Below are 13053 nucleotides of genomic sequence, written 5' to 3'. Positions count from 1 at the left end.
CCTAACCCTCCGCCCTTGAATCGAAGTGGCGCCAACGCGCGCCGAAGGGAGCCCCAGATGAGCCTCGCCTTTCTCTTTCCCGGTCAGGGCAGCCAGGCCGTCGGCATGGGCGCCGACCTCGCCGAAGCCTTCGCCAGCGCCCGCGAAGTGTTCCAGGAGGTCGATGACGCCCTGGGCCAGAAGCTCTTCAAGCTGATGAAGGAAGGGCCGGAGGACCAGCTCACCCTCACCGAGAACGCCCAGCCGGCCCTGATGGCCGTCAGCCTGGCGGTCGCCCGGACGCTGGAGAAGGAATTCAAGGTCGGGATCGACCGCGCCGCCTTCGTCGCCGGCCACTCGCTGGGCGAATACTCCGCCCTGGCCGCCGCCGGCGCCATCAGCCTGGCCGACACCGCCCGGCTGCTGAAGCTGCGCGGCCAGGCCATGCAGCGCGCCGTGCCGGTGGGCGAGGGGGCCATGGCCTCCCTGATCGGCCCCAAGAGCGACGTGGCCCTCGCCGAAGAAGCCGCCAAGGCGGGCTCGGCCTTCGGGGTCTGCGTGGTGGCCAACGACAACAACAACGGCAATGTGGTGATCTCCGGGGCCAAGGCCGCCGTCGACGCCGCCATCGAGAAGGCCAAGGAGCTGGGGGCCCGCGCCATCCCGCTGAACGTCTCGGCGCCCTTCCACTGCCCGCTGATGCAGCCCGCCGCCGACGAGATGGCCAAGGCCCTGGGCGCGGCCACCATCCTGGCGCCCCGCGCGCCCCTGGTGGCCAATGTCACCGCCCGCCCGACCCTGGATCCCGAAGAGATCCGCCGCCTGCTGGTGGAGCAGGTCACCGGCCGCGTCCGCTGGCGCGAGAGCATGATCTGGCTGGTGGAGGAGGGGGGCGTGACCCGCTTCGCAGAAGCCGGCTCGGGCAAGGTGCTGTCGGGCATGGCCAAGCGCATCGCCCCCGACGCCGAAGCCACTCCGCTCAACACCCCCGCAGACCTCGAAGCCTTCGCGAGCAGCCTCTGATGTTCGACCTCACCGGAAAGACCGCCCTCGTCACCGGCGCCACCGGCGGCATCGGCGCCCACATCGCCCGCGCCATGCACGCCCAGGGCGCCCACGTGGTGCTGTCGGGGACCCGCGAGGCCGTGCTGGCCGACCTGGCCAAGGATCTGGGGGATCGCACCTCGATCGCCGCGGCCAACCTCGCCGACGCCGAATCGGTGGACGGGCTGATCGCCAAGGCCGAGGAGGTCTCCGGCCATCCCCTGGACATCCTGGTGGCCAACGCCGGCATCACCAAGGACGGCCTGCTGATGCGCATGAAGGACGAGGACTGGGAGTCCGTCCTGAAGATCAACCTGGAGAGCTATTTCCGCCTCAGCCGGGCGGCGATGCGCGGGATGATGAAGCGCCGGGCCGGGCGGATCATCGGAATCACCTCGGTGGTGGGGGTCATGGGCAATCCCGGCCAGGCCAACTACGCGGCCTCCAAGGCCGGAATGATCGGGTTTTCCAAGGCCCTGGCCCAGGAAGTCGCCACCCGCGGCATCACCGTCAACTGCGTGGCCCCGGGCTTCATCGAGAGCCCCATGACCGACGCCCTGAACGAGGCCCAGAAGGCCCAGATCCTGGCCACCATCCCCGCCGGCCGCCTGGGCCTCGGGAGCGATGTGGCCGCGGCGTGCGTTTATCTGGCCAGCGATGAAGCCGCCTACATGACGGGACAGACCCTGCATGTGAACGGCGGCATGGCGATGATCTGAACTGTTGGCCTAGGCCAAGCGAACATGCTACGGCCACGCCCGAAGCGGTTGGGCGAAGGCCGAAATCGAAGCTCCGTTACGGTTGACAACATGTCGGCGGTCACGGATGGATCAAGTGACTAATTGAGGAACTAAACCTGATGTCCGACATCCTCGAGCGCGTGCGTAAGATCGTCATCGAACACCTCGACGCCGATCCGGAGAAGGTCACCGAGAAGGCGAGCTTCATCGACGATCTGGGCGCCGACAGCCTCGACAACGTCGAACTGGTGATGGCCTTCGAAGAAGAATTCGATATCGAGATCCCCGACGACGCGGCGGAGCACATCCAGACCGTCGGCGACGCGGTGAAGTTCATCGGAGAGCGTCTGGGCGCCTAAGGCCCAGAGTTCGTTCAAGATTTGACCGCCGCGACGCTCACATGAGCCGCGGCGGTCTGCGTTTTGGAGCTCCACCATGCGTCGAGTTGTGGTCACCGGCATCGGTCTTCTGACCCCCCTGGGCCAGGGAACCGAACTGAGCTGGCAGGCCCTGCTTGCGGGCAAGTCCGGCGCGGGTCGGGTCACCACCTTCGACCCGACCGACTATGGCTGTCAGGTGGCCTTCGAGGTCCCGCGCGTCGACGGCCGCGGCGGCGGCGGCCCGGACGTTCCGGGCTCCTTCGACCCCGACCAGACCATGAGCCCGCGCGACCAGCGCCGGGTGGACGACTTCATCCTCTACGCCATGGCCGCGGCCGACGAGGCGGTGAAGGATTCGGGCTGGGTCCCGGAGACCGACGAGGACAAGGAACGCACCGGGGTCATCATCGGCTCGGGGATCGGCGGCCTGGCCACCATCGAGAAGAACGCCGTGGAGCTGCACCTGAAGGGGCCGCGCCGCATCGGGCCGTTCTTCATTCCCTCGGCCCTGATCAACCTGGCCTCGGGCCAGGTCTCCATCCGCTACGGCTTCAAGGGCCCCAACCACTCGGTGGTGACGGCCTGCGCCACCGGGGCCCACGCCATCGGCGACGGCGCCCGGCTGATCAAGTACGGCGACGCCGACATCATGATCGCCGGCGGAGCCGAGGCGGCCATCTGCCCGGTGGGCATGGCCGGCTTCATCGCCGCCCGCGCGATGTCCACCAACTTCAACGACCAGCCCACCAAGGCCAGCCGTCCCTATGACAAGGACCGCGACGGCTTCGTGATGGGGGAGGGCGCCGGCATCCTGGTGCTGGAGGAATACGAACACGCCAAGGCCCGCGGCGCGAAGATCTACGCCGAGGTGGTGGGCTACGGCCTGGCGGGCGACGCCTACCACATCACCTCCCCGGCCGAGGACGGCGACGGCGGCTTCCGGGCCATGCGCTCGGCCCTCAAGGACGCCGGCATCACCGCCAACGAGATCGACTATGTGAACGCCCACGGCACCTCGACCCCCATGGGCGACGAGATCGAGCTGGGCGCCGTCACCCGGCTGATGGGCGACCACGCCAAGGACATCTCCATGTCGTCGACCAAGTCGGCCACCGGCCACCTGCTGGGGGCGGCGGGCGCCATCGAGGCGGCCTTCTCCTGCCTGGCCATCCGCGACCAGATCGCCCCGCCGACCCTCAACCTGGACAACCCCTCCGTCGAGACGGTGATCGACCTGATCCCCCACAAGGCGAAACCGATGGCGATCACCTACGCCCTGTCCAACAGCTTCGGCTTCGGCGGCACCAACGCCTCGGTCGTGTTCAAGAAGGTCACGTGAGCCAGAGGCCGCGATCCCCCAAACGGAACGGCGGCATCACCCCCTTGCGCAGGCTGGTCATCATGCTGCTGAGCGCGGCGGCCACCCTGGCGGTGGCCGCGATGCTGGTGGCGGTGTGGGTGGTGTGGTCCTTCCAGGGCCCCGGGCCCGCGGCCAGGAGCGGCGACGCCACCACGGTGATGCTGCGCCATGGGGCGAGCCTGCCCGAGATCGCCTCGACCCTCTCCCATGAGGGGGTGATCCGCTCGGCGCCGGTCTTCGTGGCCGCCGCCCAGATCACCGGCGCCGCGCGGACCCTGAAGGCCGGGGAATACGAATTCGCCAGCCGCGCCTCCATGGCCAGCGTCCTGGCCGACATCCGCGACGGCAAGATCGTCCGCCACCAGATCACCATCCCCGAGGGCCGCACCAGCGCCATGGTGGTGGCCGCGCTCGCCGCCAAGACCGACCTGACCGGGGTGGCGGCCGCCCCGCCGGAGGGCTCGATCCTGCCCGAGACCTATCAGTACGAGCGGGGCGAGGACCGTTCGGCGGTGCTGCGTCGGATGATGGACGCCCGCGACGAGCTGCTGGCCAGCCTGTGGGCCAAGCGCCAGCCGGGCCTGCCCTTCGCCACGCCGGAGGAGGCCGTGACGCTCGCCTCCATCGTGGAGAAGGAGACCGGCAAGGCCAGCGAACGGCCCCGGGTGGCGGCGGTGTTCATCAACCGCCTGCGCCAGGGCATCCGCCTGCAGAGCGACCCCACCATCATCTACGGCCTGACCCAGGGCGAGCCCCTGGGGCGCGGCATCCGCGCCTCGGAGCTGGCGGCGGCCACGCCCTACAACACCTACGCCATCAACGGCCTGCCCCCGACGCCGATCGCCAATCCGGGCCGGGCGGCCATCGCCGCGGTGCTGGACCCGCCCAAGACCGACGAGCTCTATTTCGTGGCCGACGGGACGGGGGGGCACGTGTTCGCCTCCACCCTGGAGGAGCACAACGCCAATGTCGCCAAGTGGCGCGCCATCGAGCGCAACCGCGGGGCGGCGACGAGCAATGAGACGTCGGATCTGGCCGGGGCGCCCGTGGACGCGCCCGGCGTGACGGTGGAGCAGTAGGGTGACCGGCTGCGCCGTGCGGGCGGAGGCGTCCGATAGATGGACCACGGACCTCACGAACCTCAAGAACAAGTACGCGGCGACGCTTCCCCAAGGTGTCATCCCGGTTTCCGCGCAGCGGAAGACCGGGACCCAGACTCACCGATCCATCCGCCAAGCCCCCGCGCATCTGGGTCCCGGACAAGCCCTGCGGGCTTTCCGGGATGACACGGATTTGTTCGTTCGTGAGGTTCGTGGCTCCTGTTTCTTGAGGACCCGCTAGTGCCCCTCTCCGGCATGACCGGCTTCGGCCGGGCCGAGGGCGCCAGCCATGACTGGAGCTGGTCGGTGGAGGCGCGCTCGGTGAACGGGCGCAACCTGGAGATCCGCTATCGCGGGGTCCCCGGGTTCGAGGCCCTGGACCGCACCGCCCGCGACGCGGCCCAGGCGCGGTTCCAGCGGGGCAATGTCACCATCGGGATCACCGGCAAGCGCAGCGACGCGGCCGGCAAGGTCACCATCAACCTGGAACAGCTGGAGCGCTATCTGGCGGCCGGCGCGCCCTATGTGGCCGAGGGCCGGGCGGCGACGCCGAGCCTGGACGGGCTGCTGGCCCTGCGCGGCGTGGTCGAGACCGGCGAGGCCGTGGACGATCCCGAGACCCTGGCCGAAATCGAGGCGGCGATGGCCGCCAGCCTGAACGCCGCCCTGGACGCCCTGCTGGCCAACCGGCGGGAGGAGGGGGCGTCCCTGGCCCTGGTGCTGGCCGGGCAGATCGACCGGATCGCCGCCCTGGTGGTCCAGGCCGAGACCGAGGCGGCGGGCCAGACGGCCGCCATCAAGGAGCGCTTCGAGCGGCGGATGAACGAGCTGGCGCCCGACGCGCCCGGCGTGGCCGAGCGCATCGTGGTGGAGGCCGCGGCCCTGGCCGTGAAGGCCGATGTCCGCGAGGAGTTGGACCGGCTGGCCGGCCACGTGGAGGCCGCCCGCACCCTGATGGCGGGCGAGGGCCCGGCCGGACGGCGGCTGGACTTCCTGACCCAGGAATTCATGCGCGAGGCCAACACCCTGTGCTCGAAATCGGCCCTGCCGGGCCTGACCACGGTGGGGCTGGACCTGAAGGCCACCATCGAGCAGTTCCGCGAGCAGGTGCAGAATGTGGAATAGCCGATGACCGACGACCATTCGAAGCCCTGGGAAACCACCCGGCGCGGCCTGCTGCTGCTGGTCTCCAGCCCGGCCGGCGCGGGCAAGACCTCGCTGTCGCGGCGGCTGGTGTCGGACAACAGCGACCTGACGCTCTCGATCTCGGCCACCACGCGGGACCCGCGGCCCGGCGAGGAGGAGGGGCGCGAGTACTTCTTCGTCGACCGCCCGAAATTCGAGGCGATGATCGCCCAGGACCACTTCCTGGAATGGGCCGAGGTGAACGGCAACCTCTACGGCACCCCGAAGGCCGCGGTGATGGCCGCCCTCGACGCCGGCAAGGACGTGCTGTTCGACATCGACTGGCAGGGGGCGGGGCAGATCGCCGAGGCGGCGCCTGCCGACAGCGTGCGGGTGTTCATCCTGCCGCCCTCCTGGGAGGACCTGTCGCGGCGGCTGCACGCCCGGGCCCAGGACTCCGAGGCGGTGATCGCCAGCCGCCTGCTGCTGGGCAAGGACGAGATCGCCCACTGGGGCGCCTATGACTATGTGATCGTGAACAAGAACTTCGACCGGGCCTATGCCGACCTCAGCCACATCTACCGGGCCGAGCGGCTGAAGCCGGGGCGGAATACGTGGCTGCCGGAGTTTGTCGAGGGGTTGCTGGCGGAGGGGTAGGCGTTCCTGCCCGGCTCAGCTTCGCAACCAGGCTCTCATAAGCAAGCTTGAACCCAACAGGATCAGGGTGATCGAAAACGCATAGCGATGGCGCTTGTAGGCCGGCCTTCCGATAAGGCTGGTCACGACGATGACTGCAAAAAGTCCAGCGTAGTCGATTGGACCGAATTCCATGCTGAAGCCTAGCGGACGGTTGCAGGTCTCAGCAACGGCGCAGCGGTGACGACCTCCAACCCGCTCATCCCGGCGAAGGCCGGGACCCAGGTGACACCCACTCCGATCTCAGATGATCCATCGTATCGAGCGGATAGACGCCGAACGCTGGGGATGAATCTGGGTCCCGGCCTTCGCCGGGATGAGCGGAAATTAGAGCACCAGTAGATTGTTGAGGTCGTCACCGAGGTCTTTCCAGTCGGGATTGCTTTCCTCGATCAATCGCAGCTTCCACACACGCCGCCATTCCTTGATCTGGCGTTCGCGGCGGAAGGCGTTTTCGCGCCGTTCGAAGGCCTGGAACCAGACCAGCTTGTCGACCCCGTATTGGGCGGTGAAGCCGGGCCTGGCCTTGGAGCGGTGTTGGAAGATCCGCTTGGCGAGGTTGTCCGTGGAGCCGGTGTAGAGGGTCCCGTTCCGCTGGCTGGCGAGGATGTAGGTATAGAACATGCCTCTCTTCCGCTCGTCCCGGCGAAGGCCGGGATCCAGGTGAAACCCACTCCGCGATCTCAGGATGTCCGTCGGATTTGGGGGATTAATCCCGACCGCCGAGGATGAATCTGGGTCCCGGCCTTCGCCGGGATGAGCGGAGTGGGGGCTGCACCCGCCAAATGTTCCCTAAATGTTCTTGTGTTTTCGCGCAAGTTTGGTAGATTTCCGCCATCGGTGAGGACTGCGCGCGGCGCGTCCGGCGGCCGAGCTAGCCAAACAATTTCAGGATAATTCCATGAGCCGGAAGCGGGTCTGGGGCGAGGTCGCCCCGGTGGTGGAGGAGGTGTGTCTGCGGCTGGAGGGCGGCGACCCGCTGGCCGTGGTGTGCCGGGAGGCGGAGATGCCGCACGAAAGCACGCTGCGGGCCTGGCTGAAGCGGTATCCGGATCTGAAGGCCAAGGTGGACGCCGCCCGCGCGGCCGGGGCCGCGGTGATGGCGGCGCGGCCCCTGGTGATCCGGGTGCGGCCGGTGGCGTTCGACGAGGCCCTGGCCGACGCCGTGTGCGAGCGGCTGGCGGCGGGGTCGCAGGGGCTGGAGGCGGTGTGCGCGGCGGCGGACCTGCCGTCCTCGGCCACGGTCTATCGCTGGCTGGCGGACTATCCGGAGTTCGCGGCGCGCTATGGGCAGGCGCGGCAGGTCCAGGCCCACCGGATGTTCGACGAGGCCCGCGCCATCGCCAAGGCGGCCACGGCCAAGTCGGTGGCGGTGGCGAAGCTTAGGATCGACACCCTGAAATGGCAGGCGGCCAAGCTGGCGCCGCGGGTCTATGGGGCGCGGGTCGAGCGGGACCTGGAGCCGGAGGCGCCGGTGTTCAATGTGCAGATCCGCGACTTCAGCCTGGAGGACGAGGTGGAGAAGCTGCGGGCGATGGTCACGGCGGCGGGGATGAGCCTGCCGGAGGTCTCGGCGCTGAACCCGATCCCGCCGAGGTTGCCGGGGATGAGCCGGGGCGAGGCGGCGAAGGCGTTGGAGGGGTAGATCCCGCGCAGGGGGCGCGACATTTCCCGCTCGTCCCGGCGAAGGCCGGGAGCCAGATCCTAGGTCACAGCCTGCGCCTGGGATCCGGAATTCGGCGGGTGAATCTGGGTCCCGGCCTTCGCCGGGATGAGCGGATTTATGATGCCGCCGCTCACCCCGCCCCATGCCCGTGCCGGTGGTGCAGGTCGGGGTAGTGGGCGTGGGTGTGGGTCAGGGGCTCGTGGCGGTGGGGGTGGCTGTGGGGTTCGCCGGGCGGGTCGTTCGGGGCGTGCTGGTGCTGGTGGTGGGCGTCGTGCACGTGGCGGTGTTCGTGGTTCATCGCCTCGTGGGTGTGGGGGTGCTCGTGGGCCTCCATCAGGTGCATGGCCACGCCGATCAGCATCAGGACCGAGGCGGCGACGAGCTGCAGGGTGACGGGCTCGCCGAACATGGCGATGGCCAGGACCGCCCCGATGAAGGGGGCGGTGGAGAAGTAGGCGCCGGTGCGGGCCGCGCCGAGATGGCGCAGGGCCAGCACGAACATGACCAGGCTGACGCCATAGCCCAGCAGGCCGACGAGGCCGGCGCCCAGGGTCTGGGTCAGGGGCGGCAGGTGGGCGCCGAGGGCGAGCGCCAGGGCGAGGTTCACGGCGCCGGCGGCCAGGCCCTTGATGAGGGCGATCTGCACGGGGTCGGCGGCGCTCAGCTTGCGGGTCAGGTTGTTGTCGATGCCCCAGGCCAGGCAGGCGCCGCTGATGGCGAGCGCGCCGAGGCCGAGGCCCGCCGGGCCGCCCTGCCACGACAGGATGACGGCGCCGGCCAGGATGGCGGCGGCGCCCAGCAGCAGGCGGCGGTCGACGTTCTCGCGGAACACGATCCAGGCGATGGCCATGGTGGCCAGGCCCTCGAGGTTCAGCAGCAGGGCGGCGCTGGAGGCCGCGGTGGTGGCCAGGCCCACCATCAGCAGGACCGGCCCCACCACCCCGCCGCTCAGCACCACCAGGGCCAGCCACGGCAGGTCGGCGCGGCGCAGGGGCGCCTCGGCGGCCGGGACCCCCAGGGCGCCCCGGGCCAGGTGGACGATGGTGAGTCCCAGGCCCGAGCCGAGATAGAGCAGGCCGGCCAGCAGCCAGGGGCTGACCCCGCCCCCCAACAGCAGCTTGGCGAAGGGGGTGCTGGCGCCGAACAGGACGGCCGAGGCGATGGCGAGCAGGACGCCGGGGCGGTTTGTGGACATGGGGGGAGCTTAGGGGCGCCGGGCGGGCAGGGCCACACTCCTCACCCCCCGTCTCTTCGGGGGGTGAGGGTAGGGTGAGGGGGGCGGTCCGGCTGGGTGGTGAGCATCGGCGCGATCCCCTCACCCAACCTCTCCCCTTGAAAGGGGAGAGGAGGAATGTCGCTACAGCACCCCCTGCGCGCCCCAGGCGGCGGCGCCGGCGGCGAGGGCCAGGGCGGAGACCAGGGTGAAGCGCAGGGCGAAGGGGCGGCTGCCGAACAGGTGGGCGAAGACGGCGCGCTGGACGGCGTTGGCGGCGAAGGCGGCCAGGATGGCGCCGGCGGCGAAGTCGAGGCTGACGCCGCGGGCCACCGAGCGGGCGGTGGAGAGGGTGATGGCGTCGACGTCCACCAGGCCCGAGACCACGGCGAACAGGTATCCGCCGGTGACGCCCGCCTCCCGGGTCACCCAGGCGCCGAGGAAGGTGACGACGATCAGCAGCAGGCCGAAGCCGAGGACGGCGGAGAGCTCGAAGGGCACGGTGTCGGGGCGGGCCGGGGCGCCTGTGGCCGGACGCAGCAGGGGCAGGAGGCCGGCGGCGGCGAAGACCAGGGCGGCGGCGGCGGCGGGCGCGGCCACCCGAGGGATCAGGGCCGGCTGCAGGACCCCGGCCAGGACCGTGGCGCGGATCAGGGAGACCATGGCCGCCAGGCAGACCCCGGAGCCGAGACCGCGGGCGTCGTCGGCCTGGCGGCTGAGGCGGGCCATGGCGAGCGTCGTGGCGGTGGAGGAGGCCAGGCCCCCCAGCAGGCCGGCCAGCGGCGGTCCGCGGTCGGGGCCGGCCACCTTCTGGGCGATGTAGCCGCTGTAGGAGACCGCCGCGATGAGGATCATCAGCAGCCAGAGCTCGTGGGGATTGAGGGCGTTCAGCGGGTCGACGGTGCGGTTGGGCAGCAGGGGCAGGACCACCACGGTCATGGCCAGCAGCAGCAGGGCCGCGCGCAGCTCGATCCAGCTGAGGCGTGCGACGGCGCGGTGCAGGGTCTCGCGGCTGGCCAGCAGGCCGGCGGTGGCCACCCCGCCGGCGGCGGCGGCGCGCAGGTCGCCCATGGCCGCCAGGACGCCCAGGACGAAGACGGTCATGGCCGCCACCACGTTGGTGACGCTGAAATCGGCGTCGGCGGCGCTCTCCCGGTAGCTGAAGACGGCGAAGGCCGCGGTGAGGACGGCCAGGCCCGCCACCCAGGGGACGAAGCTGCCCGCCAGGATCGACAGGGCCCCGCAGAGACCCCCCAGCAGGCCGATGAGGGTGAAGGTGCGCACCCCGGCGGTGCGGTGGCCGCCGGGCTCGTCGCGCCAGCGCCAGCCGCGCTCGACGCCGACGATCAGGCCGATGGCCAGGGCCAGACCCAGGCGGAGCAGAAGATCGTTTTCGATAGGCGTCTCCATCGGCCCAGTCAGGCGGCAAGCCCGGCGCGCGGTCAAGGCGGCCGCGATCCTCGCCTCAGAACCTCGCGGGGCCTTGATCTGAATCAGGTCGCCGGGCGAGCTGCGCGCTCAAGCTTTCCCGCACCCTGGGTTGAGACCGTGACCGCCATGACCAAGAGCTTTCCCCGCGCCGTCCTCGCCCCCCTCCTGGCCCTTGGCCTGGCGACGGGGGGCTGCGCCTCCACCAAGGCCCCGCCCAGCGAGCGGCCGGCCGCCGCCGGCCAGCGGTCCAGCGCCATGACGCGGGGCGGGGAGAGCGGGCTGGGGATCTCCGGGGCGGTGACCCCGCCGGAGCTGAAGGCGGTGGCCGCCGCGCCCTATGTGCTGCCCACGCCCCCCGACTGCGCGGCCATGGCCCAGGAGATCAGGCAGCTCGACGACCTGCTGGGCCCCGATGTCGACGTGCTGGCGGCGGTCGAGACCCGGTCCGGGGCCATGGGACGGGCGGCCGACCGGGCGATCGTCGGCGCGGTGCGCGGGGCCATCCCCTATCGCTGGGTGCTGCGACTGTTGACCCAGGCCGGCAAGCTGGACCGCGAGCTGCGGGAGGCCATCCTGGCGGCCACGGCGCGGCGCGGCTACCTGAAGGGCGTGCGGCTGGGCCTGGCCTGCCCGGCGGCCTGACGGGGACTTGCCCCAGGCCTGGGACGGTGACAATCCAGGGGCTCCGATGCAAGGAGCTGACATGGCCGAACCCAAGGGCAAGCGGGACTTCCGCGACTCGCCGCGGCTCGATCCCAAGGAGCGCCACCAGGTGGAATACTGGGCCAAGCGCTGGGGGGTGACCCACGACCAGATCATCAGCGCCTATCGCAAGGTGGGGATGATGGTGAAGGACATCGCCGTCGAGCTGGGCAAGAAGCGCTGATGGGCCACCTGATCCGCACCGAGGCCCTGATCGCCGCGGCGCCGGAGGCGGTGTGGGCGGTGCTCGCCGATTTCGAACGCTATGGCGCGTGGAACCCGCTGAACCTGGAGGCCCATGGCGAGGCCGTGCTGGGGGCCAAGATCCCCATGGTGTTCCGCAACCTGGCCTCGAAGACGCCGGGCGCGACCATCTCCCAGACCGTGACCCTCGTGGCCTGCGAGCCCGGCCGGAGCCTGGCCTGGGCCGGGACGGTCCCCCTGCTGTTCAAGGGCCGGCATCACTTCACCCTGTCGCCGGAGGCCGGCGGCACGCGGGTGCGGCACGGCGAGGACCTGAGGGGCCTGATCCCCATGACCTTCTCCAAGGCCCAGATCGCCCGCGACTTCGTCCCGGCCTATGAGGCGGTGAACACGGCGCTGGCCGCCCGCGTGGCCGCCCTGGGATGATGGGGGTCAAGGACCTGGTGGACCTGGCCATCGACGAGGATCCGCGTTCCCCCTGCCTGTGGGTTCCCAGCGAGCACTGGGACGACTTCTGCGCCGCCATTCGCCGCAAGCCCAACCTGATCGGGGCGGTGATCTATCGCGACAAGACCATCCGCGACGGGGGGCCGGGGACGGACGTCGTCACCGGATCGGACCAGAGCGGCCGGCGGCGATGATCACCGACCCGTGGTTCTACGCCCTGGCGGTTCCGGCGGTGATCATCCTGGGCCTGGCCAAGGGCGGGTTCGCGGGGATCGGGGTGATCGCGGTGCCGCTGATGGCGCTGGCGGTTTCGCCGGTGTTGGCCGCCTCCATCACCCTGCCGATCCTGATCGTCCAGGACGTGGTCAGCGTCTGGGCGTTCCGCAGGACCTGGGATCGGAGGATCCTGGTCCTGATGCTGCCCAGCGCGGCGGTGGGGATTTTCGCGGGATTCGCCCTGGCCGCCTTCGTCAAGCCGGGGGCGGTGGAGCTGGCGGTGGGGGCAGTGAGCGTGGTCTTCGCGCTGCAGCGGCTGTGGCTGGAGCGGGCGGCGGCGCCGGCGGCGGAGGCGCGGCCCGAGGGTCTGCCCTGGCGCGGCGTGCTGGCGGGGATCGCCGCGGGCTTCACCAGCCAGATCAGCCACGCCGGCGGGCCGCCCTTCCAGATGTACGTCCTGCCCAAGAGGCTGGAGCGCGACGTCTTCATCGGCACCAGCGCCATCTTCTTCGCGGTGGTGAACTGGATGAAGGTGCCGGCCTATCTGGCGCTGGGCCAGTTCACCCACCAGAGCCTGGCCACCTCCGTCGCCCTGCTGCCGCTGGCCATCGCCTCGACCTGGGCCGGGGTGTGGCTGGTGCGGCGGGTGCCGGGCGCCGCCTTCTACCGGGTGATCTACCTGCTGCTGATCGGGGTGGGGGGCAAGCTCGCCTGGGATGGCGCGATCTCGCTTTTGCGATAGGACTGAAA

Annotated in this window: 16 protein-coding genes; 13 read left to right on the top strand and 3 right to left on the bottom strand. The window is 70.5% G+C overall.

The genetic code is table 11. The annotated features are described in order from the left end of the window. Nucleotides 1-57: 57 nt before the first annotated feature. The 7 genes from fabD to gmk all read left to right on the top strand — a co-directional run bounded on the left by fabD (nucleotide 58) and on the right by gmk (nucleotide 6385). Nucleotides 58-1002, top strand: a complete 945-nt coding sequence (gene fabD / locus AC1RN5_RS09290; protein WP_493040904.1) for an ACP S-malonyltransferase — start codon at nucleotides 58-60, stop codon at nucleotides 1000-1002. After that, nucleotides 1002-1742 carry a 3-oxoacyl-[acyl-carrier-protein] reductase gene (gene fabG, locus AC1RN5_RS09285; RefSeq protein WP_493040903.1) on the top strand — a complete coding sequence of 247 codons (741 nt, stop codon included), beginning with the start codon at nucleotides 1002-1004 and terminating at the stop codon, nucleotides 1740-1742. The genes fabD and fabG overlap by 1 nt, the downstream gene beginning before the upstream one ends. 140 nt (nucleotides 1743-1882) lie before the next feature. Continuing rightward, on the top strand, nucleotides 1883-2122 hold the full coding sequence (locus AC1RN5_RS09280) for an acyl carrier protein (protein WP_056019455.1): 240 nt from the start codon (nucleotides 1883-1885) through the stop codon (nucleotides 2120-2122). A 76-nt stretch (nucleotides 2123-2198) separates the two neighbouring features. Beyond that, a complete protein-coding gene (gene fabF, locus AC1RN5_RS09275) occupies nucleotides 2199-3482 on the top strand; it encodes a beta-ketoacyl-ACP synthase II (RefSeq protein ID WP_493040902.1) in 1284 nt (427 codons plus the stop codon). A 62-nt stretch (nucleotides 3483-3544) separates the two neighbouring features. After that, nucleotides 3545-4582 (top strand): endolytic transglycosylase MltG, encoded by a 1038-nt coding sequence (gene mltG / locus AC1RN5_RS09270; protein WP_493041483.1) that lies wholly within the window; start codon nucleotides 3545-3547, stop codon nucleotides 4580-4582. 261 nt (nucleotides 4583-4843) lie between these two features. Then, a complete protein-coding gene (locus AC1RN5_RS09265) occupies nucleotides 4844-5728 on the top strand; it encodes a YicC/YloC family endoribonuclease (protein WP_493040901.1) in 885 nt (294 codons plus the stop codon). Nucleotides 5729-5731: 3 nt separating this feature from the next. Then, the gene (gene gmk, locus AC1RN5_RS09260) at nucleotides 5732-6385 is read left to right on the top strand and encodes a guanylate kinase (protein ID WP_493040900.1); all 654 of its coding nucleotides are present in this window, start codon (nucleotides 5732-5734) and stop codon (nucleotides 6383-6385) included. A gap of 366 nt (nucleotides 6386-6751) precedes the next feature. Here the strand turns inward: gmk and AC1RN5_RS09255 are convergent, their stop codons facing one another. Beyond that, a complete protein-coding gene (locus AC1RN5_RS09255; protein WP_493040899.1) occupies nucleotides 6752-7048 on the bottom strand; it encodes a GIY-YIG nuclease family protein in 297 nt (98 codons plus the stop codon). A gap of 277 nt (nucleotides 7049-7325) precedes the next feature. Here AC1RN5_RS09255 and AC1RN5_RS09250 point away from each other — a divergent pair, with 277 nt between their 5' ends. After that, nucleotides 7326-8069 carry a terminase small subunit-like protein gene (locus AC1RN5_RS09250; RefSeq protein ID WP_493040898.1) on the top strand — a complete coding sequence of 248 codons (744 nt, stop codon included), beginning with the start codon at nucleotides 7326-7328 and terminating at the stop codon, nucleotides 8067-8069. Between the two features lie 151 nt (nucleotides 8070-8220). On the opposite strand, the gene AC1RN5_RS09245 is transcribed toward AC1RN5_RS09250, so the two are convergent. After that, the gene (locus AC1RN5_RS09245; RefSeq protein WP_493040897.1) at nucleotides 8221-9285 is read right to left on the bottom strand and encodes a DMT family transporter; all 1065 of its coding nucleotides are present in this window, start codon (nucleotides 9283-9285) and stop codon (nucleotides 8221-8223) included. A gap of 162 nt (nucleotides 9286-9447) precedes the next feature. After that, a complete protein-coding gene (locus AC1RN5_RS09240; RefSeq protein ID WP_493040896.1) occupies nucleotides 9448-10713 on the bottom strand; it encodes an MgtC/SapB family protein in 1266 nt (421 codons plus the stop codon). 147 nt (nucleotides 10714-10860) lie between these two features. Between AC1RN5_RS09240 and AC1RN5_RS09235 the strand changes: the two genes are divergently transcribed. From AC1RN5_RS09235 to AC1RN5_RS09215, 5 genes are all read left to right on the top strand, one after another. Next, entirely contained in the window at nucleotides 10861-11376 is a 516-nt protein-coding gene (locus AC1RN5_RS09235; protein ID WP_493040895.1) for a hypothetical protein, read from the top strand. Between the two features lie 61 nt (nucleotides 11377-11437). Further along, nucleotides 11438-11620, top strand: a complete 183-nt coding sequence (locus AC1RN5_RS09230) for a DUF3606 domain-containing protein (RefSeq protein WP_304783446.1) — start codon at nucleotides 11438-11440, stop codon at nucleotides 11618-11620. Beyond that, a complete protein-coding gene (locus AC1RN5_RS09225; protein ID WP_493040894.1) occupies nucleotides 11620-12066 on the top strand; it encodes an SRPBCC family protein in 447 nt (148 codons plus the stop codon). Before AC1RN5_RS09230 ends, AC1RN5_RS09225 begins: the two co-directional genes overlap by 1 nt. Then, nucleotides 12063-12281, top strand: coding sequence for a hypothetical protein (locus tag AC1RN5_RS09220; RefSeq protein WP_493040893.1), 219 nt, complete (start codon nucleotides 12063-12065; stop codon nucleotides 12279-12281). The genes AC1RN5_RS09225 and AC1RN5_RS09220 overlap by 4 nt, the downstream gene beginning before the upstream one ends. Further along, nucleotides 12278-13045 (top strand): sulfite exporter TauE/SafE family protein, encoded by a 768-nt coding sequence (locus AC1RN5_RS09215; protein ID WP_493040892.1) that lies wholly within the window; start codon nucleotides 12278-12280, stop codon nucleotides 13043-13045. The genes AC1RN5_RS09220 and AC1RN5_RS09215 overlap by 4 nt, the downstream gene beginning before the upstream one ends. Nucleotides 13046-13053 lie beyond the last annotated feature (8 nt).

Source organism: Phenylobacterium sp. GW821-FHT12F10 (assembly GCF_058806695.1).
The sequence above is the reverse complement of the archived record's forward strand: the minus strand, read 5'-3'. Positions and strand labels throughout refer to the sequence as shown.